Here is a 23,259-nt window from a genome sequence, read left to right as displayed (position 1 = left end):
AAAGATCCCTGTCCATTCGTGACTATGTCAACTTGCCGCAACAACATCGAAAACCGCACGTCTACGACTATGATATGGATCCGCTTGGGATCCGATGAATGCTCAAAAAGAGCCGTTGGTGGAAACCCACCGTTGGTGGCCGGTCATGCCGGCGTGTTGAACCAGTTTCAGGTAAGTCTGCCACGACGGCAGATGAACATCCCGCTTGAAGGCGCCAAATCCATTGTCTGAGGTTGGCAGCCGTGGCGGAAACTCTATCCCGTTTGCACACTTATCCCTCGTTTGCGTTGTATGTATTATCCGTCACAATAGCAAGAGCAAACGGATTTACGCCATAAAGGCAGTCGATTAGACGAAGTGGCGGATTGCGCGCGATTCGCTTTTTGATTGTCCGTAAGTGCAGTAATTTTGCGCGGGATTTCGGTCTGCGAGAAACGCCGTTTCGGCTAAGGGGCGAAATTGGTGTCATTGTTCGCGTGTGACGGCCGTCACCGCGACGAAATGCGGATGGCATGGGAACGGGGCTTGGTTGTGGGCAAACGGGAATACGCGGCTCGACTTTCGTCAAAACCAGTGCGATTCGCCGCAGCGCTTGTTGTGATGCTTGCAGCGCTTCACCCTGCATCGAGGCTCATGGCGACAGAAGTCGAGACGACTTCGCCCGCATCGAAGGTTTCGCAGGCAGCAGAGAGCAAGTCGCTGCTGGTTGCCTATGCTGCCCGCATCGCCGGTGATGATGCTCGCACTCGAATCGTGATCGATTTCGATGGCGCGCCGGAGATTGCACTGCGCTACATCGCCAATCCCGATCGTATCGTGCTCGATTTGCCGGCCACCGCCTTTGCCTTCAACGACAAGAGCCTGCTGGCGACCGGTCTGTTCAGCGATATCCGCTACGGCTCGGTGGATAGCCGCTCGGCGCGCATCGTGTTTACAGCCGCTCGGCCGGCGCGTTTCGTCAAGCACGAGGTGCGCGAGAACGAGGCAGGAGACGGGTATCGACTGATCCTTGATGCAGAGCTTGTCACGGAGCAGGAATTTGCCGACCTCGTGCGGACGCAGGCCTGGGCCTCCCCGCCGGAAGCCAGCGTTACGGATGCCGTGGTGGTCGAGCCCTCGCACGATTTCGTGATCGCGATTGATGCGGGGCACGGCGGAATCGACGCTGGCGCGACAGGCGCACGCACCCGCACACCGGAAAAGCAGATCACACTCGCTTTTGCGCTCGAACTCCATGAACGTTTGAGCAAGGAGCCGGGCATCAAGCCGGTGCTGACACGCAAGGACGATACGTTTCTTTCGCTGTCGGAGCGCGTCCTGATCGCAAGGCGCAATGGGGCAGAGCTTTTGATTTCGCTGCATGCCGATAACCTGCGGCAACAGGATATTCGTGGCGCAACCGTCTACACGATCTCCGACAAGGCCTCCGACCACATGGCGGCGCAGCTTGCCGAGCGGGAAAACCTATCGGACGTCGTCGGCGGTGTTGAAATGCCGGCCGAAGCCCCCGAAGTGAATGATATCCTTCTGGATCTGACGCGCCGGGAAACCCAGGCCTTCTCGATTTCCCTGGCCCAGACCGTGGTCAAGTCTTTCGAGGGGCAGATTTCGCTGATCAACAATCCGCATCGCCATGCCGGCTTTCGCGTCCTGCAGGCACCGGACGTTCCCTCTATCCTTCTCGAGCTCGGCTTCTTGTCGAACAAGGAGGATGAAGCCCTGCTTCTCGACAAGGCCTGGCGTGCCAAGGTGGCAGACCATCTGGTGAAGGCGATCCGCAGTTATCGGAAGCCGCTTGCGGTGAATGGCGGCTGACGGCTTGGGTGGCGAAAAAGGGTAGGGCGAAACGTCTGTGGAGATGCCCTATTTTCCTCACATTATAACCGCAGGCCCGAAGCATAAACCCTGGCGGCGGTGATCGTCGAATCGTGAGCCTTCGCGGAACGGCGATAGGCTTGTCTTCCTTGGCGCGACGTGCAAAACGCCACAGAATGTGCGAAGCTTGCATCAGCGCGCTGTACTTGAGGTCGGACCCGGTAGCGGAAACATGATCAGACTGATTGGATATCTCTTCGGATTGGCATCCGTCCTTGCGCTTGGTGTTGCGGCGGTGGTTGCAATCTATCTGCATGGCGTGACGCGGGACCTGCCGGATTTCGAGGTCCTGGCGAGCTATGAGCCGCCGGTCACAACCCGCATCCACGCAGGCAACGGCGCGCTTATGGCCGAATATGCGCGTCAACGCCGTCTGTTTCTGCCGATCCAGGCAATCCCGGACCGCGTCAAGGCCGCTTTCCTGTCGGCGGAAGACAAGAATTTCTATAACCATCCCGGCGTCGATATCACCGGTCTCGGTCGCGCCATCGTCGTCAACCTGCAGAATCTCGGCTCCGGTCGCCGTCCCGTCGGGGCATCGACGATCACCCAGCAGGTTGCGAAGAACTTCCTTCTCAGCGCCGACCAGACCATGGACCGCAAGGTCAAGGAAGCGATCCTCTCCTTCCGCATCGAGCAGGCCTATTCGAAGGACAAGATCCTTGAGCTCTATCTCAACGAGATCTTCTTCGGCCTGAATTCCTACGGTATTGCCAGCGCCGCACTGACCTATTTCGACAAATCGGTCACCGAGCTGACGATTGCCGAGACGGCTTATCTGGCATCGCTGCCAAAGGGCCCGGCCAACTACCATCCTTATCGTCGGGAAGCCGCGGCCCTCGAGCGCCGCAACTGGGTCATCGACCGCATGGTCGAAAACGGCTTTGTCGAGCGCAGCGAAGCCGAGGAGGCCAAGAAGGAGCCGCTCGGTGTCAATCTTCGCCGCACCGGTTCTTATCTGTTCGCGTCCGATTACTTCTCCGAAGAAGTGCGCCGCCAGCTGATCGAGCGCTATGGCGACAAGTCTCTCTATGAGGGTGGTCTGTCCGTTCGCACCTCGCTTGATCCCGAGATGCAGATTGCCGCCCGCACCGTTCTGCAGGACGCGCTTCTGACTTACGATCAGCGCCGTGGTTACCGTTCGCCGATCAAGCAGATCCCGATGGATGGCGACTGGGGCGTGCCGCTGGCCGAGGTTCCCGCGCTGTCCGACGTGCCCGAATGGCAGGTGGCCGTTGTCCTGGACTCCTCCGATGACGGCGTGGATATCGGCCTGCAACCGGCCAAGGAAGCCGGCGGCAAGGTCGCTGCCGACCGCGTTCGCGCCCGCATTGAACCCAAAGACATGGAATGGGCCTATCGCTCGGCGGATCCGGACCGCAAGTCCGCCAAGTCGCCGGAAGGCGTGCTGTCGGCCGGCGATGTCATCTATGTCGAAAAGGTCGATGAAGATGGCAAGCGTTACCGCCTGCGTCAGCTGCCCCGCGTTCAGGGCGGGATCGTTGCGATGGATCCGCATACCGGTCGTGTTCTGGCGGTCGCCGGCGGCTTCTCCTATGCACAGTCGGAGTTCAACCGCGCCACCCAGGCGATGCGCCAGCCGGGCTCCTCTTTCAAGCCCTTTGTCTATGCAGCCGCTCTCGACACCGGCTACACGCCTGCCTCCGTTATTCTCGATGCGCCGGTTGAATTCGTCGCCGGTGGCGAAGTCTGGCGCCCGCAGAACTATGGCGGCGGCTCGGCCGGTCCGCAAACCCTGCGCATGGGCATCGAGAAGTCGCGAAACCTGATGACGGTTCGTCTTGCCAACGACATGGGCATGAACCTCGTTGCCGAATATGCCGAGCGCTTCGGCATCTACGACAAGATGAAGCCGGTGCTCTCCATGTCGCTCGGCTCAGGCGAGACCACGGTTCTGCGCATGGTCTCGGCCTATGCGGTCTTCGCCAACGGCGGCAAGCAGATCAAGCCGACACTGATCGACCGTATTCAGGACCGCCACGGCAAGACCATTTTCCGGCATGAAGACCAGATCTGCCAGACCTGCAACACCGACAAATATGCCGGTCAGGAAGAACCCGTCGTCGTCGACAATCGTCAGCAGGTTCTCGACCCGATGACCGCCTACCAGATCACCTCGATGATGGAGGGCGTCGTTTCGCGCGGGACGGCTGCCGGCAAGATCAAGCTCGATCGTCCGGTCGCCGGCAAGACGGGCACCTCGAACGACGAAAAGGATGCCTGGTTCGTTGGCTATACCCCGGACCTCGTCGCCGGTGTCTATATCGGCTTCGATACGCCAGCGCCGCTTGGCCGCGGTTCGACCGGCGGCTCGCTTGCTGCGCCGATCTTCGGCGAGTTCATGAAGCTCGCAACCAAGGGCAAGCCCGCCGGAAAATTCTTCGTGCCGGAGGGCATGAGCTTCATTCCGGTCAACCGCACCACCGGCATGTTTGCGCTCGAAGGCGAGCCGGACACGATCATCGAGGCCTTCAAGCCCGGCACCGGTCCCGCTGATTCCCTCTCGGTCATCGGCATGGACGGCTATGCGCCGCCAGAGGAAATCCTGAGGGAATCGCCTCAGGCCAACCAGGCGGTCACCTCGGGGTCCGGCGGCCTCTTCTGATCCATCACCGGCTTTCCGCATGCGCCCTGGCCTTTACATGAAGGGCCGGCGCAACTATTCGAGGGCCAGTTTTTCACCGATTGCCACGAGGTTGAGACCGAACGCATGCGCAATGAAATCGAGAATGTAGTCGACGAAATCAAGCAGGCCATAAGCCTGCTGAGGAGGCATCTTTGACTGGGACCAGGCGATAAGACGACTGGACTGGTTGAACAACAAGGCCGAGGATCCGAACCTCTGGAACGACGCCCAGGAAGCCCAGAAGCTGATGCGCGAGCGCCAGCAGCTGGATGACAATATCGCGGGCGTCAAACGTCTCGAACAGGCGATGAAGGACAACATCGAACTGATCGAGATGGGCGAGGAAGAGGGCGACGAGTCGGTCGTCAAGGATGCCGAGGATCAGCTGAAGGCGCTCAAGACCGAGGCTGCACGCCGGCAGGTCGAGGCCATGCTGTCTGGCGAAGCCGATGGCAACGACACCTATGTCGAAGTTCATTCCGGCGCCGGTGGCACGGAAAGCCAGGACTGGGCCAACATGCTTCTGCGCATGTACACCCGCTGGGCCGAACGTTCGGGCTTCAAGGTCGAAGTGCTGGAAGTGCATGACGGCGAAGAAGCCGGCATCAAGTCCGCGACCATTCTGGTCAAGGGCCACAATGCCTATGGCTGGATGAAGACCGAATCGGGCGTGCATCGCCTGGTGCGCATCTCGCCTTACGATTCGAATGCCCGTCGCCACACGTCCTTCTCGTCGATCTGGGTCTATCCCGTCGTTGACGACTCGATCCAGATCGAGATCAACGAAAGCGATTGCCGCATCGATACCTACCGCTCGTCGGGCGCGGGTGGTCAGCACGTCAACACGACGGACTCGGCCGTGCGTATCACGCATATCCCGACCGGCATCGCGGTTGCCTGCCAGCAGGAACGCTCGCAGCACAAGAACCGCGCCAAGGCCTGGGACATGCTGCGCGCACGCCTTTACGAAGTCGAGTTGAAGAAGCGCGAAGAGGCAGCCAATGCCGAAGCCGCTTCGAAGACGGATATCGGCTGGGGCCACCAGATCCGCTCTTACGTCTTGCAGCCCTACCAGCTGGTCAAGGATCTGCGCACAGGCGTCGAGAGCACCGATCCGGATAGCGTCCTGAACGGTGAACTCAACGAGTTCATGGAAGCCGCCCTTGCTCACCGCATCAGCGGCAAGGCCTCGGAAGTTTCCGACATCGATTGATCGGCGATTTCAGGTAGAAATTTAAATGGCGGTCCACCCGGGCCGCCATTTTTTGATGCTCTGTCGCAGTCATCAATCGAGTGCGGGAAGAAGGGGCGAGCCGGCGTCCAACGGCCAGCATCGTAACCATCACGCTCGGCTCGGGTTACGGTTGCGGCCGCGTGATGGAGGTGGGGTCAATTGCTCGCCCGCTCCACCCTGATGTCGCCGAGATCATCAATCAGCACGCTCCATTCTTCGGCGCGCTCGCTTGCGGGGTCCGTCTTCAGATAGACGGTGGCGAAAAAGCCGGGTGTGGCGCGAACGCCGTCCATGCCCTCCGGCTGAATGCCGGTCACATAGGGCTTGATGGCGGTAAACTCTTCCAGTTCCACGCTCTGGATAATCTCCGGGCCAGCGTCGCCCGATCTCACCGTCTGCAGAAAGACCTTCGAGCTTCGATCCGCCTGCCGGATGGAGATGAGCTTGTAGTAGCCTTTGCCCGACATCTTGGCGTCGGAGCCCGGAAGCGGCAGCCCGTCAGCGCCCGCATCCCAGAAGCCGCCGCTGATCACGAAGGTGGCGCTTGCCGGCACCTGGCCAATCTCGTCTGCCAGCAGGGGCAAGGGGGCAAAGAGCAGCAGGGCGGAGATCAGCAACGGGCGCATGGTCGAGGCCTCAATCGGAAAATTGTTCGGCAATGATCCGGTCGGACCAGGACCGACCGGGGTCTGAAAGAATGCGTGCGGTGGTATCCTCCGATTGCGCGATTTCCACGCGGAGAACGGATTTGACCTCGTTGTGGTCGGCCACCGCGTTGACCGGTCGCTTGTCGGATTCCAGCACCTCGACCACCACGGTCACCTTATCCGGCAGAAGCGCGCCACGCCAGCGGCGCGGTCGAAAGGCGCTGACAGGGGTCAATGCCAGGAGCGGTGCTTCAAGCGGCAGGATCGGGCCGTGGGCCGAAAGATTATAGGCCGTCGAGCCGACTGGCGTTGCCACCATCAACCCGTCGCAGATCAATTCCTCAAGGCGCACGCGGCCATCGACGATGACGCGCAGCTTCGAGGCCTGGTAGGATTGCCGGAACACAGAGACTTCGTTGATGGCCAGCGCAAAGGAGGTGGAGCCATCGGCATTTTGCGTCGTCATGCGCAAGGGATGGAACTCGTTTTCGACAGCGGCCTCGATCCGCTGCGGCAAACCTTCGACGGAAAAGTCGTTCATCAGAAAGCCGACCGAACCGCGGTTCATGCCATAGATCAGCTTTCCGCTGTTCATCGTGTCATGCAGCGTCTGCAACATGAAGCCATCGCCGCCCAGGGCGACGATCACATCCGCGCTCGTCGGCTCCGTATTGCCATAAATGCGAATCAGGGCATCGCGCGAGGCCTGGGCCTCAACGGTGTTTGACGCAACGAAAGACAGCGACCGGAACGTGCGAGACATGGCGAGCCCTGATGACAGTTGCGTCAGTCGTACATGACAAAGTACAGCAGCGACAAGCCGTTAGCCGTCAAAACGGTTCGCCGGTCGAACTATGCGAGCAATCTCTCCAACCCACAAAGATTTACCATCTGCGCTAACCGATTTCCGATTTTCCGCTTTACCAACTGCCAATTTTTGCCTAAAGACGCCGCACTGCCCTTGTAGCTCAGTTGGTAGAGCACCTGATTTGTAATCAGGGGGTCGCGGGTTCGAACCCTGCCGGGGGCACCATTCCTAATTTCTGCCGATATCGCAAACAGCATCACCGCCATCCGCAGATGGCGTGTGCCGGCATCCTCTGTCATCTTTCAAGGTATACGGGGAGGGGCCAATGCAGAAATTCAGGCTGATCGCAGTCCTATCCATCGCTCTGGCGCCGATGACGGCCGTGGCCGATGAGGCTGATGGCGAGGTACTCTACGGTTGCGATGACGGCAACAATCTGCGGGTTCGCTTCGACAGCAAAGAGGCGGTCGTCGTTCTGCCTCAGGGCGAAGCAGTCACGCTGCCGCAGCGGCCGTCCGGATCGGGATTCTGGTACTCGAACGGCCGCCATGAAATGCGGGGCAAGGGTGATGAGATGCAGTTCGCTGTTGGCCGCAGGGTACCGGTTTCCTGCCACCGCAAGAGCTGACCACCGGGACCAGTGCCACCGGTCTTGATCAGACGTAGCCGATCGCGCCGGTCTGCACCTTGCGGTCCGCGCCGTAGTCACGCGTGTGGTCGGTGAAGCGGCGATCCTTCCGGCGCTGGCCATGAAGCTCGAGCGTTGTTGCGGAAAATGCGCCATCGGCAAAAGTCCCGGTATCCGGCGTTTCGATTGTCGGCTCGCGAAGCGTGTTGATGAGTGCAAACATGAGTGTCCTCCAGATCTCGTGGAAATGGCCATGTGGCGCGAATGTTCCAAGGCTAACGGGGAAGATGTTGACCACTGGTTAACCATACCGAGAAAAGCGGCGAGGCTTGGGCAGGGCGGACCTCTCCCAGCCGTCCAGATTTTCCGGCGCGTGCATTGCAAAAAATGACAATTTACAAGTGTTGCGGATCGGCGCTTACTGTGGAGGCGGCAATCCTGGACGGAGTTTCATCATGATCTTCGCAATGACGCCTTTCACCCTGTTTCATGTCCTGCTCAGCCTTATCGGCATTGTCGCCGGTGTGGTCGCGCTGGCCGGCTGGCTTCGATCTGATCTCAGGTCGCGTTGGACGGCAGTTTTTCTCGGCGCAACGGTCGCGACCGTGGTGACCGGGTTTCTCTTCCCCTTTACTGTCGTCACGCCAGCGATAAGCGTCGGCATTCTGACCAGCGTCCTGCTGGCGCTGGCGCTCTTTGCTCTCTATGCCCGCCATCTGGCCGGGCATTGGCGTGATGTCTTCATGGCCTGTTCGATCGCCTCGCTCTACCTGAATGTTTTTGTGCTGGTGGCGCAGGCTTTCCTGAAGGTTCCGGCGTTGAATGACCTTGCGCCAACGGGCTCCGAACCCCCTTTCCTGGTGGCGCAGGTGCTCGTGCTCGCAGGCTTTCTCTGGCTGGGCTATCTGGCAATCCGGCGGTTCAGGCCGATCTCGATCTAGAGCACTTCCAGTGAAATCAAGCTTGGATTTCACGTCCGGACGGTGCGTAAAAGCAAGAAGCGAGGGCATTTCCGGTGAACGATGTTTGTCGGAGGTGTTCTAGCCTGTGGCTGCAGGCGTGTCCTCGGCATCCAGCCGCACCGCCTGCTGCATGTCGCGCAGAAGATCGGGCAGGGCGCTCTGCACGCGGCTCCAGCTTGGCATGAAGGGGGTCGCATTCGGGTTTTCGAGATAGACATTGCCGGCATCGATCAGGTTGGCGGCAAAGAGTTCGACGGCCTGCTCCTCACGGTGGCGGTCGGTCGTCAGGCCGTTCATGCGTGCGTCGTGATGGTAGATCTCCACCAGATCGAGCGCCGTGCGATAATAGGTCGCCTTCAAAGTCCGGAATGTGTCCTGACTGAACACCACACCATCGGTCGCCAGCTTGCGGTAGAGCGCCTTCGTAATGTCGATCGACATGCGTGACAGGCCTTTTGCCGCATCCTCAGGTGAAAGCGGCTGGTGCTTGTGATCATAGGAATCGGCAATATCGACCTGACAGACCTTGCGGCTCGACTGGTTGCGCCAGAGTTCAGACAGGACGCCGATCTCAAGCCCCCAATCGGAGGGTATGCGAATATCCGAGAGGATCTGCCCCTGCATGGCAAACTCGCCGGCCAGCGGGTAGCGGAAGGCTTTCAGATAATCGATATAGGCATGGTTGCCGATCACCTTTTCGAGACTGAGAAGAAGCGGCGTCACCAGGAGCCGGGTCACGCGACCATTGAGGGATCGCTCGGCAATGCGCGGATAATAGCCCTTGGAAAAGACATAGGGAAAGCGCGGATTTGCAACGGGATAGACAAGCCGGGCCAGCATGTCGCGCGAATAGGTCACGATATCGCAGTCGTGCAGGGCAACGACTCCCTGTCTGCCTGAACCGAGGACATAGCCCATGCAGAACCAGACATTGCGCCCTTTGCCCGGCTGATCCGGTGACAGGTCTTCCGCCTTCAGCTTGTCGTCGATGCCGCGCATCCGCGGCCCATCATGCCAGATTATCGTGTGCTTTTGGGGCAGGCGCGAGAAGTAGTGTTTCGCATGCTGAAATTGCCGCTCGTCGGCCTGGTCAAGGCCAATGACAATTTCGGCCAGATACGGCACCTGCGACAGTTCCTGGACAATATGATCGAGCGCCGGGGCCTCGAGCTCGGAATAGAGTGAGGGCAGGATCAGTGTGATCGGTTTTTCCTGCGAGAAGACGGCCAGTTCCTTTTCCATCCGGTCCAGCGAGCGTTCCCTTAGATTGTGCAGGGTTGCGACGACGCCATTCTGATGAAAATCGGCCATTCAAAATTCCTTCTAGCAAGTGCAGCCGTTGGTTCCCGGCTCAGAAATCTCCCGCCTGAACGAGGCTATGGATCATCTGGTTCCAGCCCACAGGGCCAATCTCCGTGCTGCGCAGAATGAACCCGTCGCGCTCCCGTTTTGTGACGGGCAGCGGGGCGTGCGAGGGATTGGCGATGATGATGCCGCAATCGGCCGCCTGAAGCATGTCGAGATCATTCATGCCATCGCCAAGCGCCACGGTGCGTACGCTCTCACCTGAAGATGCAGCTAAGCTCGCCGCGACCTCGGCCATACGCGCTGCCTTGGAGGTCTTCGGCATCAAGGTGAAAAACCGGCCGCCCTGAACGGCCGAAAAGCCTGAGGCGTCCAGCAGCCGAACAAACTCTGCTTTTTGCGCCTCCGTGCCGGAAAAGCGTCCGGGTTCGGAAAAGCGTCGCGTCTTGGCTCTGGCGGCTGCCTCGGCGGAAAGGCCGGTCTCTGCCACGACGCGGGTGAGATCCCAGTCGGAAAACCCCTCAAAGCACCCCTGGAGGTGTTTTGGTAATTGCCGAACTGCCTTCGTGAGGGCTGCGTGGACGTGGTTGCCCTGCTCTGATGGGGTGTTGACCGATGTGTCGGCAATGCCGGCGCCATTCTCAACGATCATGGGGCCTTGAAGCCCCATGGCCTCGGCAATCGGTCGCATCTCCGCTTCCGTCTTGCTGCTCGCCAGCACCAAAGGGATTTTGCGGTTCTTCAACAGGGCAAGGGCCGGCTTCGCCGCCTCAAAAGAATAGCTATCGTGATCGAGCAGCGTTCCATCGAGGTCGGAAAAGACGACAATCATCAGGCCCGGGCCAGATGCTGGCGGGTGGCGTAAAGAGCGATGGCCGCAGCATTCGAGACGTTGAGCGACTTGATTTCGCCCGGCATGTCGAGCCTTGCAAGGGCCGATACCGTTTCGCGCGTCTTCTGCCTGAGGCCCTTGCCCTCGGAGCCCAGCACCAGCGCAATCCGCTTGCCGCTTAAGGTCTCTTCCATCGGCGCGGGTCCTTCCGAATCAAGGCCGACTGTGAAGAAGCCGAGATTGTGCAGCTCACCCAGAGCGTCGGCGAGATTGCCAACCTGGATATAGGGAATCATTTCCAATGCCCCGGAGGCTGATTTCGCCAGAACGCCTGATTCGGTCGGGCTGTGTCTCTGGGTGGTGATGACAGCACCGGCACCGAAGGCGACCGCCGAGCGCATGATGGCGCCTACGTTGTGCGGATCTGTCACCTGGTCGAGCACCAGAAGCAGCGGGCTTTCCTTCAGCGCTTCCAGCCGGCGCACGGGGAGTGGCCGCGTTTCGAGCAACACGCCCTGGTGAATCGCTTCCGGTCCGAGAATCTTGTCGAGATCCTGCGGCGTCACCGTTTCGAAGGGAATGCCGAGGTTTTCCACAGATGCGATCTCGAGCCGGACCAGGGCGTTCTGGGTGGCCGAAAGCTTGATCAGCTTGCGCTCGGGATTGTCGAGGGCCGCTCGCACGGTGTGCAGTCCATAGAGCAGAACCTGGTCTGGCGCGATCGGCGGCGGCGTCCAGTCCGCATTGCTCTTGCGGCGCTTTTGCGGTGCCGGCGTTGGAATTTCTCCCCGTTCACGCTTGGCATCGCGCACCTGGCGGCGCAGTGTTGCATAGTGGGTGTCGCGGGCGGATTTATCGGTTTTGGGATCTTTGGCCATATCCCGTTATAGCCACCGGCGCTCCCGCGGCATAGACCCGCTGCAAAAATCCCGCAGCTGTCGGGCCTCTGAAATTTTTCGGAATTTTCCTCAAACTTCGTGTTGACAGGAGCCGGTTGGACCGTCATATACCCGCCGCAGACCGAGGGGCGACGCTCTCCGGTTCAGACTGAAAAGCTTGGTCGAACGATCCGGACGAAAGAATGGAGAGATGCCCGAGTGGTTAAAGGGGACGGACTGTAAATCCGTTGGCTCAGCCTACGTTGGTTCAAATCCAACTCTCTCCACCATTCGTCCTCGGATCGCAGAACGCGGGTATAGCTCAATGGTAGAGCAGCAGCCTTCCAAGCTGAATACACGGGTTCGATTCCCGTTACCCGCTCCAAAGCAGTCCCCAACAATTCGTTCTGTGATTTAGTCCGGTTGCACGCATAATCCTTGCGTCGGCGCTGTGTGACGCGCGTCATCCTCCGGCTCCGTTGAAGCCTTTCCTGCACATTTTGACCAAGATTCCCGCCATGAGTGAGTTTGCCCGCTTGGCCGGCGGGCTTAGCTGTCATGCAGTCAGGAGCTTGGCCCATGAAGATGTCGCTCACCATGCCGCAAATCCGTTCGGTTCTCCTTGTCGCAACGGCGGCCGGTCTGGGCACGACACCTTCATGGGCTGAGCCTCGGGCTGACGTGACCCGGGATGTCCAGGGCATTGCGGTCGCCACCTGTCTCACCCGCCAGTCGGATCCGGTCTTGAAAGAGCAGGGCGAGGGGTGGTTGCAGATGCTCTCAGAACGCGCGAAGGCCCAACCGGAAGACTGGAAAGACCTGTCCGATACCATCGACGCAGCGCTGGCTGAAGCCATGGTGCCGGTGGTCATGGGAGATAAGCCCGGCGAAGAGCGTCCCATGCCTTTGATCCTTTGCGCTGAACTCACCGACGATCCGATCGTCGCGCGCCAGGTCGATCTCCTGATCGAAAGGCTGCGTCCGGCCTATCAGGCTCGATGATGGCCTTTAGGCCCACCCCGATGCTTTCGATTTAAGGCTTGCGCATTGGATGCGAAAGCCTTAAACGGCCAGACCAAACCGGCCAGCCCGGGGTAACCTCTTTTCGTTCATAGGAAGCATTCAAATGGCAAAGAGTAAGTTTGAGCGTACCAAGCCGCATGTGAACATCGGCACGATTGGCCACGTCGACCACGGCAAGACGTCTCTGACGGCAGCGATCACCAAGTATTTCGGTGAATTCAAGGCCTATGACCAGATCGACGCAGCCCCGGAAGAAAAGGCACGCGGCATCACCATCTCGACGGCACACGTCGAGTATGAGACGGCCAACCGTCACTATGCCCACGTTGACTGCCCCGGCCACGCCGACTACGTCAAGAACATGATCACCGGTGCAGCGCAGATGGACGGCGCGATCCTGGTTTGCTCGGCAGCCGACGGCCCGATGCCGCAGACCCGCGAGCACATCCTGCTTGCTCGTCAGGTTGGCGTTCCGGCGATCGTCGTCTTCCTCAACAAGGTCGACCAGGTTGACGACGCCGAACTGCTCGAGCTCGTTGAACTGGAAGTTCGCGAACTTCTGTCGTCCTACGACTTCCCGGGCGACGACATCCCGGTCGTCAAGGGTTCGGCTCTTGCTGCCCTGAACGACAGCAACAAGACGATCGGCGAAGACGCTGTTCGCGAGCTGATGGCCCAGGTTGACGCCTACATTCCGACGCCTGAGCGTCCGATCGACCAGCCGTTCCTGATGCCGATCGAAGACGTGTTCTCGATCTCCGGCCGTGGTACGGTTGTGACGGGTCGCGTTGAGCGCGGTATCGTCAAGGTTGGCGAAGAAGTCGAATTCGTTGGTATCCGCGATACCAAGAAGACGACGGTTACCGGCGTTGAAATGTTCCGCAAGCTGCTCGACCAGGGCCAGGCTGGCGACAACATCGGTGCACTGGTTCGTGGTATCCAGCGTGACGACGTCGAGCGTGGTCAGGTTCTGTGCAAGCCGGGTTCGGTCAAGCCGCACAAGAAGTTCATGGCAGAAGCCTACATCCTGACGAAGGAAGAAGGCGGCCGTCATACGCCGTTCTTCACGAACTACCGTCCGCAGTTCTACTTCCGCACGACGGACGTGACCGGTATCGTGTCGCTTCCGGAAGGCACGGAAATGGTTATGCCTGGCGACAACGTCACCGTTGCCGTTGAGCTGATCGTTCCGATCGCGATGGAAGAAAAGCTGCGCTTCGCGATCCGCGAAGGCGGCCGTACCGTCGGCGCCGGCATCGTCGCTTCGATCGTCGAGTAATCGACGATCGACGGCGGGGCCGAAAGCTGCCGACGCCGCTCTGAAATATTTGGATGGCGCGCAAGCGCGATCCAAAAGCGGCGCCGGCATCGTCGCTTCCGATCGTCGAGTGATATTTATCCCGCAAGGGAACGAGAAAGCCCCGCTGGCAACAGCGGGGCTTCTTGCGTTAAGATGATAGATGGATTGCGAGCATATGGCCTGGAGGGGGCGGCATCGCGTCGAATGCCTCATTCAGGCAGGAATAGCTATGATGTACTCAGGCGCTCGCCTGCAGCTCGGCTGCTTCTGCCAATCGCAGCAGCTCCGTCACCAGATGGCCGTTGATCGTCATGCCGGTCAGATCGCATTCGGCAATCGACACATCGGCAAGGCTCGCGAAGCGGATGGTGCAGCCGTTCATGTCGACATGCGTCAGGCTAGCCCCATCCATGGCCACGTTTTCCAGGATGGCCCCCGACATGCCGATATTGCGCAGGGCCATCTGATCGGCGTCGGAATCGGTGATCAGGCCGCGCACGAGGTTGACGTTGCTGAACACGGCCTGCCGAAGCGCCGCATTGCTGAACTGCGCCTCTGAGAGGTCGCTGTCGTGGAATTCAGAGCCGGGCAGGGTGGCATTGCTGATTCTGAGCATGGCGGGTCCTTCGGGAGGGACGGCATGCAAAACTATCCGGCAAAGACAGCCGTCTGGCAAGTGAGCCCCGGGTCAGCACCTTCTTTGCCAGGCTTGGAGACGCCCGACTGCCGAGCGCGCGAGCGCTAAGTGTCTTTTATGTTTCCCTAATTTTGTGAGCGTTTGGGCGGGGTCCTGCGCAGCGTCGGCTGGCTAATCCGGAGTGAGAGCGCGATGTCAGCCGGCGAATCGGCGAGCTTCAGCGCCAGCATGGCGTCTGCCATCTCGCTGATTCGTTGCAAATGAAGCGGCGAGGGGTTTCGGCTCGCCACGTGATGCGGCATTAAGACGGCAAGGTGCCGGTCGTCGTGAGGAATGGGGCGGGCGGGTAGCTTCGGGATTATCCGTGACATAGCGACAAAAGGAGAAAATAGGCACTTGCCATTCCTGTTCTGTCGTCTTAAAGGGAGCGCCATGCTTCGAACGAAACGGATTTTTGTTCGAAGGGCAGGCTTAGGGGTATAGCTCAGTTGGTAGAGCGGCGGTCTCCAAAACCGCAGGTCGTCGGTTCAAGCCCGGCTGCCCCTGCCATTTCCGTTCGGCGCGCATGCGTGCGGCGACGAGCTTAGAGATCTGGTACAGCCTGGAAGTTGCGAAAGAACATTTCCCTCTTGTGAAAGTGGGAAACGGTCTTTATGTAGGGTTCAAACAGACACGCGGTGCGTGGGGCTGACCAAGGTCGGCTTTACGCGCCGTAAAAGCGTGGGCATTAAATGGCATCCAAGTCTAATCCATTTGCGTTTCTGCAGCAGGTTCGCTCCGAGACGTCCAAGGTGACGTGGCCCTCGCGTCGCGAGACCACGATCTCGACCCTCATGTGTCTGGCGATGGTGTTTTTCGCTGCGCTGTTTTTCTTCGGCGCAGACCAGCTCATCAGCTGGGTCCTCGGCTTCGTGCTGAGCGTTGGTAACTGATTGGGCGGAGACGAACATGGCGGCACGTTGGTACATCGTCCACGCATATTCTAATTTTGAGAAGAAGGTCGCGGAAGACATCGAGAACAAGGCTCGCCAGAAGGGGCTTGAGCATTTGTTCGAAAAGATCCTCGTGCCGACTGAAAAGGTTGTCGAGGTTCGTCGCGGTCGCAAGGTCGACAGCGAGCGCAAGTTCTTCCCCGGCTACGTGCTGGTGCGCGCGAACCTGACGGATGAGGCCTATCACCTCATCAAGAATACCCCGAAGGTCACGGGCTTCCTCGGTTCCGACAACAAGCCGGTTCCGATCCCTGATTTCGAGGCAGAGCGCATCCTGGGCCAGGTCCAGGAAGGTGTCGAGCGTCCGAAGTCTTCCGTCTCCTTCGAGATCGGCGAGCAGGTCCGCGTTTCCGACGGTCCGTTCGCCTCCTTCAACGGTGTCGTTCAGGATGTCGATGAAGAGCGCTCGCGCCTTAAGGTCGAGGTCTCGATCTTCGGTCGCGCAACGCCGGTCGAACTCGAATACGGTCAGGTCGAAAAGGTCTGATCGAAAAGGGGAGGGAACTCCCCGATCCGCGTGGGAGAATGGCAGTCACTTAAGCCGGGCTGTTCATACGCACCACGCAACCGCAGCCGCCGGATAGTTCCGGCATCAGTGGATCGGGAAACCGGTCTGAGTAGAAAGGCAGAGAGTAATGGCTAAGAAAGTTGCAGGCCAGCTCAAGCTCCAGGTCAAGGCAGGATCGGCAAACCCGTCCCCGCCGATCGGCCCGGCCCTTGGTCAGCGCGGCATCAACATCATGGAATTCTGCAAGGCGTTCAACGCCGCCACGCAGGAAATGGAAAAGGGTATGCCGATCCCGGTCGTCATCACCTATTACCAGGACAAGTCCTTCACCTTCGCAATGAAGCAGCCGCCGGTTACCTACTGGCTGAAGAAGGAAGCGAAGATCACCTCCGGTTCCAAGACGCCTGGTAAGGGCGGCAAGGCTGGCACCATCACCAAGGCTCAGGTCCGTGCGATCGCCGAAGGTAAGATGAAGGATCTCAACGCTGCCGACATCGAAGGCGCAATGCTGATGGTTGAGGGCTCTGCCCGATCCATGGGCCTGGAAGTGGTGGCTTGATCATGGCAAAGCTTGCAAAGCGTCTTCAGAAGATCCGCGAAGGCATCGATCCGACCAAGCTGGTCGCCCTGCCGGAAGCAATCGCCCTCGTCAAGGAACGCGCTACCGCGAAGTTCGACGAAACCATCGAAATCTCGATGAACCTCGGCGTTGACCCCCGTCACGCGGACCAGATGGTCCGTGGCGTTGTCAACCTGCCGAACGGCACGGGCCGCGACGTCAAGGTTGCCGTCTTCGCCCGTGGCGCCAAGGCTGACGAAGCCAAGGCTGCCGGTGCAGACATCGTCGGCGCCGAAGACCTGCTGGAAATCGTCCAGGGCGGCAAGATCGACTTCGATCGTTGCATCGCCACCCCGGACATGATGCCGCTCGTCGGTCGCCTCGGTAAGGTTCTCGGCCCGCGTGGCATGATGCCGAACCCGAAGGTCGGCACCGTGACCATGGACGTCGCAGGCGCCGTCAAGGCTTCCAAGGGCGGTGCAGTCGAGTTCCGCGTCGAGAAGGCTGGTATCGTCCATGCCGGCATCGGCAAGGCTTCCTTCGACGCCAAGGCTCTTGAAGAAAACATCAAGGCTTTTGCTGACGCCGTCATCAAGGCCAAGCCGACCGGTGCGAAGGGCAACTACGTCAAGCGCGTAGCGATCTCCTCGACCATGGGCGTCGGCGTCAAGGTCGAGCCTGGCTCGGTCAACGCCTGATTTATGAATTGACCTGGGCCCCGTGCCCAGGTCCGCACTGTTTCCGGCCTTTCGGGGCCGGAAATGTCTGATCGCAAGATCAGGCACTCCTGTCCGAGATTGTGGGTGGCCTAAAGGCCTTAATGATCGCCCTCATGAGACGGGTAAGATCCGGTATTTAAACGTCTGATGACGTCTTGAAGTTCGGTTCGAGCCTTATTCGCCTTAGCATCGAAGCGAGCTTTGATGCGAGGGGACAGGATCCTCAAGCGTCGCTCGGGGTCCGACATGTTTGGATCCCTTGAGGCAAAGGCAAACCCGGTGGGGCCTGCAGGATTGCGGTCTCATCAACTGGAGACAGACAGTGGAAAGAGCGGAAAAGCGCGAATTTGTCACGGAGCTGAACGAAGTCTTCAAGGCTTCCGGTTCGGTTGTCGTGGCCCACTATGCTGGTGTCACAGTTGCGCAGATGAACGACTTTCGTTCGAAGATGCGCGCTGCTGGCGGCACCGTCAAAGTCGCGAAGAACCGTCTGGCCAAGATCGCTCTTCAGGGCACGGAAGCCGAAGGGATGACAGATCTCTTCAAGGGTCAGACGCTGATTGCATACAGCACCGACCCGATTACGGCTCCCAAGGTCGTCGTCGATTTCGCCAAGACCAACGACAAGATCGTTGTTCTCGGTGGCGCAATGGGCACGACCACGCTGAACGCTGAAGCAGTCAAGTCGCTTGCGACCCTGCCTTCGCTGGACGAACTGCGTGCAAAGCTGCTGGGTATGATTCAGACCCCGGCGACCCGCATCGCAGGCGTTGTACAGGCACCGGCTTCGCAGCTGGCGCGCGTTTTTGCGGCCTACGCAAAGAAGGACGAAGCCGCGTAAGGCGGTTTTTCGCTGTTCAATAAACAAACCAGTTCGAACCGAACTATCAAAGGACTAATAAAATGGCTGATCTCGCTAAGATCGTAGAAGACCTCTCTGCTCTGACCGTTCTGGAAGCTGCTGAGCTTTCCAAGATGCTCGAAGAAAAGTGGGGCGTTTCGGCTGCTGCTCCTGTAGCTGTTGCCGCTGCTGGCGGTGGCGCTGCTCCGGCTGCTGCTGAAGAGGAAAAGACCGAATTCGACGTTATCCTGACGGACGCTGGCGCCAACAAGATCAACGTCATCAAGGAAGTTCGCGGCATCACCGGCCTCGGCCTCAAGGAAGCCAAGGACCTGGTCGAAGGCGCTCCGAAGCCGGTCAAGGAAGGCGTTTCCAAGGCTGAAGCCGCTGACCTCAAGAAGAAGCTTGAAGACGCCGGCGCTAAGGTCGACGTTAAGTAATATCGGAATGCGGCGGGGGAGAGTTTCTCTCTCCCGTCCATTTCTCCGGAACGTATTACCCAGGATCCGTGTCAAAACGGCTCCTGGGTAATGGGTTCTTCAAGAGGATGGTTGCGAATCGCTGCAAGAAGGCAATCCGGCCTGAGCGACGATTTCAGCAACGAGATTGATTGATCCATGATCGACGGCACCGCCTGGCCAGCGTGTTCCGTCCGTTGCAGGCCCGGTTGCAAATTGACAAGGAGCGACGATGGCTCAGACCCTTTCGTATAATGGTCGCAGGCGCGTACGCAAGTTTTTCGGAAAAATCCCAGAAGTCGCTGAAATGCCGAACCTCATCGAGGTTCAGAAGGCGTCTTACGACCAATTCCTCATGGTCGACGAGCCCGAGGGCGGTCGTCCCGATGAGGGCCTTCAGACCGTTTTCAAGTCGGTCTTCCCGATCACGGACTTCTCCGGCGCTTCGATGCTGGAATTCGTGTCCTACGAATTCGAGCCGCCGAAGTTCGACGTCGACGAATGCCGTCAGCGCGACCTGACCTATGCCGCACCATTGAAGGTGACGCTGCGCCTCATCGTGTTCGATATTGATGAGGATACAGGCGCGCGTTCGATCAAGGACATCAAGGAACAGTCCGTCTACATGGGCGACATGCCGCTCATGACGAACAACGGTACGTTCATCGTCAACGGCACCGAGCGCGTTATCGTGTCTCAGATGCACCGTTCGCCGGGCGTGTTCTTCGACCACGACAAGGGCAAGAGCCATTCGTCGGGCAAGCTTCTGTTTGCTGCCCGCGTGATCCCTTATCGCGGTTCCTGGCTCGACATCGAGTTCGACGCCAAGGACATCGTCCACGCGCGTATCGACCGTCGCCGCAAGATCCCCGTGACCTCGCTGCTGATGGCGCTTGGCATGGACGGCGAAGAAATTCTGTCGACCTTCTACTCGAAGTCCGTCTACGAGCGGGATGGCAAGGGTTGGCGGTTCCCGTTCAATCCGGAAACGCTGAAGGGCGCAAAGACGCTGTCCGACCTCGTCGACGCCGATACCGGCGAAGTCGTTGTCGAAGGTGGCAAGAAGCTCACCCCGCGTCTGCTTCGTCAGCTTTCGGAAAAGGGCCTGAAGTTCCTCAAGGCGTCCGACGAAGATCTCTACGGCAACTACCTTGCAGAAGACCTGGTCAACATGTCGACCGGTGAAATCTACATGGAAGCCGGCGACGAGATCGACGAAAAGACCCTGCCGCAGATCCTCGACACCGGCTTTACTGAAATCCCGGTTCTCGGCATCGACCACATCAATGTCGGCGCCTACATCCGCAACACGCTGGCCGCGGACAAGAACGAGAACCGTCAGGACGCTCTGTTCGACATCTATCGCGTCATGCGTCCGGGTGAGCCGCCGACCATGGACTCGGCGGAAGCCATGTTCCAGTCGCTGTTCTTCGACGCCGAGCGCTACGACCTGTCGGCCGTTGGTCGCGTCAAGATGAACATGCGTCTCGATCTCGACTGCCCGGATACCGTCCGCGTTCTGCGCAAGGACGACATCCTGGCCGTGGTCAAGATGCTGGTCGAGCTGCGTGACGGCAAGGGAGAGATCGACGATATCGACAACCTTGGCAACCGTCGTGTTCGCTCCGTCGGCGAGCTCATGGAAAACCAGTACCGTCTCGGTCTGCTCCGCATGGAGCGCGCGATCAAGGAACGCATGTCGTCGATCGAAATCGACACCGTCATGCCGCAGGACCTGATCAACGCCAAGCCGGCTGCTGCCGCGGTTCGCGAATTCTTCGGCTCCTCGCAGCTGTCGCAGTTCATGGACCAGGTGAACCCGCTGTCGGAAATCACCCACAAGCGCCGTCTGTCGGCTCTTGGACCGGGTGGTCTGACGCGCGAACGCGCAGGCTTCGAAGTCCGCGACGTTCACCCGACCCACTACGGCCGTATCTGCCCGATTGAGACGCCGGAAGGCCCGAACATCGGTCTGATCAACTCGCTTGCCACCTTTGCCCGCGTCAACAAGTACGGCTTCATCGAAAGCCCGTACCGCAAGATCGTGGACGGCAAGGTGACGAAGGACGTCGTCTATCTCTCCGCCATGGAAGAAGCGAAGTACTACGTCGCCCAGGCTAACTCTGAACTGACGGCCGATGGCCAGTTCGTCGAAGAGTTCGTCGTCTGCCGTCATGCTGGCGAAGTTATGCTGTCGCCGCGCGACACCATCAACCTGATGGACGTCTCGCCGAAGCAGCTGGTGTCGGTCGCAGCCGCTCTCATTCCGTTCCTCGAAAACGACGACGCCAACCGCGCTCTCATGGGCTCGAACATGCAGCGTCAGGCCGTGCCGCTTCTGCGTGCCGAAGCCCCGTTCGTCGGAACCGGCATGGAGCCGGTGGTTGCCCGTGACTCCGGCGCTGCCATCGGTGCCCGTCGCGGCGGCGTGGTCGACCAGGTCGATGCAACGCGTATCGTTATCCGCGCCACGGAAGACCTCGATCCGTCGAAGTCTGGCGTCGATATCTATCGCCTGCAGAAGTTCCAGCGTTCGAACCAGAACACCTGCGTCAACCAGCGTCCGCTGGTCACCGTGGGTGACGTGGTCAACAAGGGCGACATCATCGCGGACGGTCCGTCGACCGACCTCGGCGATCTGGCTCTCGGCCGCAACGCGCTCGTCGCGTTCATGCCGTGGAACGGCTACAACTACGAAGACTCGATCCTGATGTCGGAGCGCATTGTTGCCGAAGACGTCTTCACCTCGATCCATATCGAGGAGTTCGAAGTCATGGCCCGCGACACCAAGCTTGGTCCGGAAGAAATCACGCGCGACATTCCGAACGTCTCGGAAGAAGCGCTGAAGAACCTCGACGAAGCCGGTATCGTCTATATCGGTGCGGAAGTTGCGCCTGGCGACATCCTCGTCGGCAAGATCACGCCGAAGGGCGAAAGCCCGATGACGCCGGAAGAAAAGCTTCTGCGCGCCATCTTCGGTGAAAAGGCTTCCGACGTCCGCGATACGTCCATGCGCATGCCTCCGGGCACCTTCGGCACCATCGTCGAAGTTCGCGTCTTCAACCGCCACGGCGTTGAAAAGGACGAACGTGCGATGGCGATCGAGCGCGAGGAAATCGAACGCCTCGCCAAGGACCGTGACGACGAACAGGCGATCCTCGACCGTAACGTCTACGGCCGTCTGCTCGACATGCTCCGCGGCCAGGTGTCGATCGCCGGTCCGAAGGGCTTCAAGAAGGGCGTCGAACTGTCCAACGCCGTCGTGTCTGAATATCCCCGCTCGCAGTGGTGGATGTTCGCAGTGGAAGACGAGAAGGCCCAGGCCGAACTCGAAGCCCTGCGTGCTCAGTACGACGAATCCAAGTCGCGCCTTGAACAGCGCTTCATGGACAAGGTTGAGAAGGTCCAGCGCGGCGATGAAATGCCTCCGGGCGTCATGAAGATGGTCAAGGTCTTCGTCGCTGTGAAGCGCAAGATCCAGCCAGGCGACAAGATGGCCGGCCGTCACGGCAACAAGGGTGTTGTGTCGCGCATCGTACCGGTCGAGGACATGCCGTTCCTCGAAGACGGCACGCATGTCGACATCGTCCTGAACCCGCTCGGCGTTCCCTCGCGCATGAACGTCGGCCAGATCCTCGAAACCCACCTTGCCTGGGCTTGCGCCGGCATGGGTAGGAAGATCGGCCAGATGCTCGAGGACTACCGCAAGCATCTCGACATCACCGACCTGAAGAAGGAATTGACCGAAATCTACGCCTCTGAGGCGCATGACGAGGTCAAGACGTTCGACGACGAGTCGCTGGTGCGTCTTGCGGAAGAAGCCAAGCGCGGCGTTTCCATCGCGACCCCGGTCTTTGACGGTGCGCATGAAAGCGACGTTTCCTCGATGCTCAAGCGCGCGGGTCTCAACCCGTCTGGTCAGTCGACCTTGTATGATGGTCGTACCGGCGAAGCCTTCGACCGTCAGGTCACGGTTGGCTACATGTACATGATCAAGCTGAACCACCTGGTCGACGACAAGATCCACGCGCGTTCGATCGGTCCTTACTCGCTCGTCACCCAGCAGCCGCTCGGTGGTAAGGCGCAGTTCGGCGGTCAGCGCTTCGGGGAAATGGAAGTCTGGGCGCTCGAGGCTTACGGTGCTGCATACACCCTGCAGGAAATGCTGACCGTGAAGTCGGACGACGTGGCTGGCCGTACCAAGGTTTACGAAGCGATCGTCCGTGGCGACGATACTTTCGAGGCCGGTATTCCGGAAAGCTTCAACGTTCTCGTCAAGGAAATGCGCTCTCTGGGCCTTTCCGTGGAACTCGAGAACTCGAAGCTTCTGCCGGAAGAAGAGGGTCAGCTGCCGGACGCAGCCGAGTAAACTGTCTGACAAGGCATGCGTGGCATCTGCTGCGCAT

At 59.5% G+C, this 23,259-nt stretch carries 21 protein-coding genes and 4 tRNA genes; 18 read left to right on the top strand and 7 right to left on the bottom strand.

All coding sequences use genetic code 11. The annotated features are described in order from the left end of the window. Nucleotides 1-507: 507 nt before the first annotated feature. The 3 genes from FAA97_RS04790 to prfB all read left to right on the top strand — a co-directional run bounded on the left by FAA97_RS04790 (nt 508) and on the right by prfB (nt 5,735). A complete protein-coding gene (locus FAA97_RS04790) occupies nt 508-1,815 on the top strand; it encodes an N-acetylmuramoyl-L-alanine amidase (protein WP_425467396.1) in 1,308 nt (435 codons plus the stop codon). A gap of 232 nt (nt 1,816-2,047) precedes the next feature. Next, complete coding sequence (locus FAA97_RS04785) at nt 2,048-4,501, top strand: penicillin-binding protein 1A (RefSeq protein WP_136597347.1); 2,454 nt, start codon at nt 2,048-2,050, stop codon at nt 4,499-4,501. Between the two features lie 105 nt (nt 4,502-4,606). Then, nucleotides 4,607-5,735, top strand: a protein-coding gene (prfB, locus tag FAA97_RS04780; RefSeq protein ID WP_168800917.1) for a peptide chain release factor 2 whose coding sequence is annotated in 2 segments (ribosomal slippage) — nt 4,607-4,675 and nt 4,677-5,735 — 1,128 coding nt in all. Because the reading frame shifts where the segments join, the coding sequence is not laid out codon by codon here. 176 nt (nt 5,736-5,911) lie between these two features. Here prfB and FAA97_RS04775 read toward each other — a convergent pair. Together FAA97_RS04775 and FAA97_RS04770 are read right to left on the bottom strand one after the other, a co-directional pair. Next, nucleotides 5,912-6,382: a hypothetical protein gene (locus FAA97_RS04775; protein WP_136597345.1), complete on the bottom strand. Its 471-nt coding sequence runs from the start codon at nt 6,380-6,382 to the stop codon at nt 5,912-5,914. Nucleotides 6,383-6,392: 10 nt separating this feature from the next. Then, nucleotides 6,393-7,166, bottom strand: a complete 774-nt coding sequence (locus FAA97_RS04770) for an NAD kinase (protein ID WP_136597344.1) — start codon at nt 7,164-7,166, stop codon at nt 6,393-6,395. Nucleotides 7,167-7,360: 194 nt separating this feature from the next. Between FAA97_RS04770 and FAA97_RS04765 the strand changes: the two genes are divergently transcribed. Both FAA97_RS04765 and FAA97_RS04760 read left to right on the top strand, forming a co-directional pair. After that, a tRNA-Thr gene (locus FAA97_RS04765) sits at nt 7,361-7,436 on the top strand. Nucleotides 7,437-7,536: 100 nt separating this feature from the next. After that, nucleotides 7,537-7,839, top strand: a complete 303-nt coding sequence (locus tag FAA97_RS04760; RefSeq protein ID WP_136597343.1) for an MliC family protein — start codon at nt 7,537-7,539, stop codon at nt 7,837-7,839. A gap of 28 nt (nt 7,840-7,867) precedes the next feature. On the opposite strand, the gene FAA97_RS04755 is transcribed toward FAA97_RS04760, so the two are convergent. Beyond that, complete coding sequence (locus FAA97_RS04755) at nt 7,868-8,062, bottom strand: hypothetical protein (protein WP_136597342.1); 195 nt, start codon at nt 8,060-8,062, stop codon at nt 7,868-7,870. 232 nt (nt 8,063-8,294) lie between these two features. Between FAA97_RS04755 and FAA97_RS04750 the strand changes: the two genes are divergently transcribed. Further along, nucleotides 8,295-8,780, top strand: a complete 486-nt coding sequence (locus tag FAA97_RS04750) for a hypothetical protein (RefSeq protein WP_136597341.1) — start codon at nt 8,295-8,297, stop codon at nt 8,778-8,780. Between the two features lie 99 nt (nt 8,781-8,879). On the opposite strand, the gene FAA97_RS04745 is transcribed toward FAA97_RS04750, so the two are convergent. The 3 genes from FAA97_RS04745 to rlmB are packed head-to-tail and all read right to left on the bottom strand — an operon-like array spanning nt 8,880 to nt 11,816. Continuing rightward, a complete protein-coding gene (locus tag FAA97_RS04745; RefSeq protein ID WP_136597340.1) occupies nt 8,880-10,112 on the bottom strand; it encodes a glycosyltransferase family protein in 1,233 nt (410 codons plus the stop codon). Nucleotides 10,113-10,152: 40 nt separating this feature from the next. Continuing rightward, a complete protein-coding gene (locus tag FAA97_RS04740; RefSeq protein ID WP_136597339.1) occupies nt 10,153-10,938 on the bottom strand; it encodes an HAD-IIB family hydrolase in 786 nt (261 codons plus the stop codon). Then, nucleotides 10,938-11,816: a 23S rRNA (guanosine(2251)-2'-O)-methyltransferase RlmB gene (gene rlmB / locus FAA97_RS04735; protein ID WP_136597338.1), complete on the bottom strand. Its 879-nt coding sequence runs from the start codon at nt 11,814-11,816 to the stop codon at nt 10,938-10,940. Before rlmB ends, FAA97_RS04740 begins: the two co-directional genes overlap by 1 nt. A 205-nt stretch (nt 11,817-12,021) precedes the next feature. Here rlmB and FAA97_RS04730 point away from each other — a divergent pair. From FAA97_RS04730 to tuf, 4 genes are all read left to right on the top strand, one after another. Beyond that, nucleotides 12,022-12,106: transfer RNA gene (locus FAA97_RS04730), tRNA-Tyr, on the top strand. Nucleotides 12,107-12,127: 21 nt separating this feature from the next. Beyond that, a tRNA-Gly gene (locus FAA97_RS04725) sits at nt 12,128-12,201 on the top strand. 194 nt (nt 12,202-12,395) lie between these two features. Then, a complete protein-coding gene (locus FAA97_RS04720; RefSeq protein ID WP_136597337.1) occupies nt 12,396-12,818 on the top strand; it encodes a hypothetical protein in 423 nt (140 codons plus the stop codon). Between the two features lie 124 nt (nt 12,819-12,942). Continuing rightward, nucleotides 12,943-14,118 carry an elongation factor Tu gene (gene tuf, locus FAA97_RS04715; protein ID WP_136597324.1) on the top strand — a complete coding sequence of 392 codons (1,176 nt, stop codon included), beginning with the start codon at nt 12,943-12,945 and terminating at the stop codon, nt 14,116-14,118. 259 nt (nt 14,119-14,377) lie between these two features. On the opposite strand, the gene FAA97_RS04710 is transcribed toward tuf, so the two are convergent. After that, nucleotides 14,378-14,755 carry a pentapeptide repeat-containing protein gene (locus tag FAA97_RS04710; protein ID WP_136597336.1) on the bottom strand — a complete coding sequence of 126 codons (378 nt, stop codon included), beginning with the start codon at nt 14,753-14,755 and terminating at the stop codon, nt 14,378-14,380. A 494-nt stretch (nt 14,756-15,249) separates the two neighbouring features. Between FAA97_RS04710 and FAA97_RS04705 the strand changes: the two genes are divergently transcribed. The 8 genes from FAA97_RS04705 to rpoB all read left to right on the top strand — a co-directional run bounded on the left by FAA97_RS04705 (nt 15,250) and on the right by rpoB (nt 23,222). Beyond that, nucleotides 15,250-15,325 (top strand) — tRNA-Trp (locus tag FAA97_RS04705). A gap of 182 nt (nt 15,326-15,507) precedes the next feature. After that, a complete protein-coding gene (gene secE / locus FAA97_RS04700; RefSeq protein ID WP_136597335.1) occupies nt 15,508-15,708 on the top strand; it encodes a preprotein translocase subunit SecE in 201 nt (66 codons plus the stop codon). A 16-nt stretch (nt 15,709-15,724) separates the two neighbouring features. Continuing rightward, the gene (nusG, locus tag FAA97_RS04695) at nt 15,725-16,255 is read left to right on the top strand and encodes a transcription termination/antitermination protein NusG (RefSeq protein WP_136597334.1); all 531 of its coding nucleotides are present in this window, start codon (nt 15,725-15,727) and stop codon (nt 16,253-16,255) included. Between the two features lie 148 nt (nt 16,256-16,403). Further along, a complete protein-coding gene (gene rplK, locus FAA97_RS04690; protein WP_112730803.1) occupies nt 16,404-16,835 on the top strand; it encodes a 50S ribosomal protein L11 in 432 nt (143 codons plus the stop codon). 2 nt (nt 16,836-16,837) lie between these two features. Beyond that, complete coding sequence (gene rplA, locus FAA97_RS04685) at nt 16,838-17,533, top strand: 50S ribosomal protein L1 (protein WP_136597333.1); 696 nt, start codon at nt 16,838-16,840, stop codon at nt 17,531-17,533. Nucleotides 17,534-17,876: 343 nt separating this feature from the next. Continuing rightward, nucleotides 17,877-18,395 (top strand): 50S ribosomal protein L10, encoded by a 519-nt coding sequence (rplJ, locus tag FAA97_RS04680; RefSeq protein WP_136597332.1) that lies wholly within the window; start codon nt 17,877-17,879, stop codon nt 18,393-18,395. Nucleotides 18,396-18,457: 62 nt separating this feature from the next. Beyond that, complete coding sequence (gene rplL, locus FAA97_RS04675) at nt 18,458-18,835, top strand: 50S ribosomal protein L7/L12 (RefSeq protein ID WP_136597331.1); 378 nt, start codon at nt 18,458-18,460, stop codon at nt 18,833-18,835. A 250-nt stretch (nt 18,836-19,085) separates the two neighbouring features. After that, nucleotides 19,086-23,222, top strand: a complete 4,137-nt coding sequence (gene rpoB, locus FAA97_RS04670) for a DNA-directed RNA polymerase subunit beta (protein WP_136597330.1) — start codon at nt 19,086-19,088, stop codon at nt 23,220-23,222. The last annotated feature ends 37 nt before the right edge of the window (nt 23,223-23,259 follow it).

The sequence above is a fragment of the Peteryoungia ipomoeae genome (assembly GCF_004912165.1).
Lineage (GTDB): Bacteria > Pseudomonadota > Alphaproteobacteria > Rhizobiales > Rhizobiaceae > Allorhizobium > Allorhizobium ipomoeae.
Note: the sequence above shows the minus strand (reverse complement) of the source record. Positions and strands in the feature narration are given on the sequence as shown.

Excerpts from the sequence above, each read along its gene's own strand:
- FAA97_RS04790 (WP_425467396.1), top strand. The coding sequence starts at position 508 with ATGGCATGGGAACGGGGCTTGGTTGTGGGCAAACGGGAATACGCGGCT.
- FAA97_RS04785 (WP_136597347.1), top strand. The coding sequence starts at position 2,048 with ATGATCAGACTGATTGGATATCTCTTCGGATTGGCATCCGTCCTTGCG.
- FAA97_RS04775 (WP_136597345.1), bottom strand. The coding sequence starts at position 6,382 with ATGCGCCCGTTGCTGATCTCCGCCCTGCTGCTCTTTGCCCCCTTGCCC.
- FAA97_RS04770 (WP_136597344.1), bottom strand. The coding sequence starts at position 7,166 with ATGTCTCGCACGTTCCGGTCGCTGTCTTTCGTTGCGTCAAACACCGTT.
- FAA97_RS04760 (WP_136597343.1), top strand. The coding sequence starts at position 7,537 with ATGCAGAAATTCAGGCTGATCGCAGTCCTATCCATCGCTCTGGCGCCG.
- FAA97_RS04755 (WP_136597342.1), bottom strand. The coding sequence starts at position 8,062 with ATGTTTGCACTCATCAACACGCTTCGCGAGCCGACAATCGAAACGCCG.
- FAA97_RS04750 (WP_136597341.1), top strand. The coding sequence starts at position 8,295 with ATGATCTTCGCAATGACGCCTTTCACCCTGTTTCATGTCCTGCTCAGC.
- FAA97_RS04745 (WP_136597340.1), bottom strand. The coding sequence starts at position 10,112 with ATGGCCGATTTTCATCAGAATGGCGTCGTCGCAACCCTGCACAATCTA.
- FAA97_RS04740 (WP_136597339.1), bottom strand. The coding sequence starts at position 10,938 with ATGATTGTCGTCTTTTCCGACCTCGATGGAACGCTGCTCGATCACGAT.
- rlmB (WP_136597338.1), bottom strand. The coding sequence starts at position 11,816 with ATGGCCAAAGATCCCAAAACCGATAAATCCGCCCGCGACACCCACTAT.
- FAA97_RS04720 (WP_136597337.1), top strand. The coding sequence starts at position 12,396 with ATGAAGATGTCGCTCACCATGCCGCAAATCCGTTCGGTTCTCCTTGTC.
- tuf (WP_136597324.1), top strand. The coding sequence starts at position 12,943 with ATGGCAAAGAGTAAGTTTGAGCGTACCAAGCCGCATGTGAACATCGGC.
- FAA97_RS04710 (WP_136597336.1), bottom strand. The coding sequence starts at position 14,755 with ATGCTCAGAATCAGCAATGCCACCCTGCCCGGCTCTGAATTCCACGAC.
- secE (WP_136597335.1), top strand. The coding sequence starts at position 15,508 with ATGGCATCCAAGTCTAATCCATTTGCGTTTCTGCAGCAGGTTCGCTCC.
- nusG (WP_136597334.1), top strand. The coding sequence starts at position 15,725 with ATGGCGGCACGTTGGTACATCGTCCACGCATATTCTAATTTTGAGAAG.
- rplK (WP_112730803.1), top strand. The coding sequence starts at position 16,404 with ATGGCTAAGAAAGTTGCAGGCCAGCTCAAGCTCCAGGTCAAGGCAGGA.
- rplA (WP_136597333.1), top strand. The coding sequence starts at position 16,838 with ATGGCAAAGCTTGCAAAGCGTCTTCAGAAGATCCGCGAAGGCATCGAT.
- rplL (WP_136597331.1), top strand. The coding sequence starts at position 18,458 with ATGGCTGATCTCGCTAAGATCGTAGAAGACCTCTCTGCTCTGACCGTT.
- rpoB (WP_136597330.1), top strand. The coding sequence starts at position 19,086 with ATGGCTCAGACCCTTTCGTATAATGGTCGCAGGCGCGTACGCAAGTTT.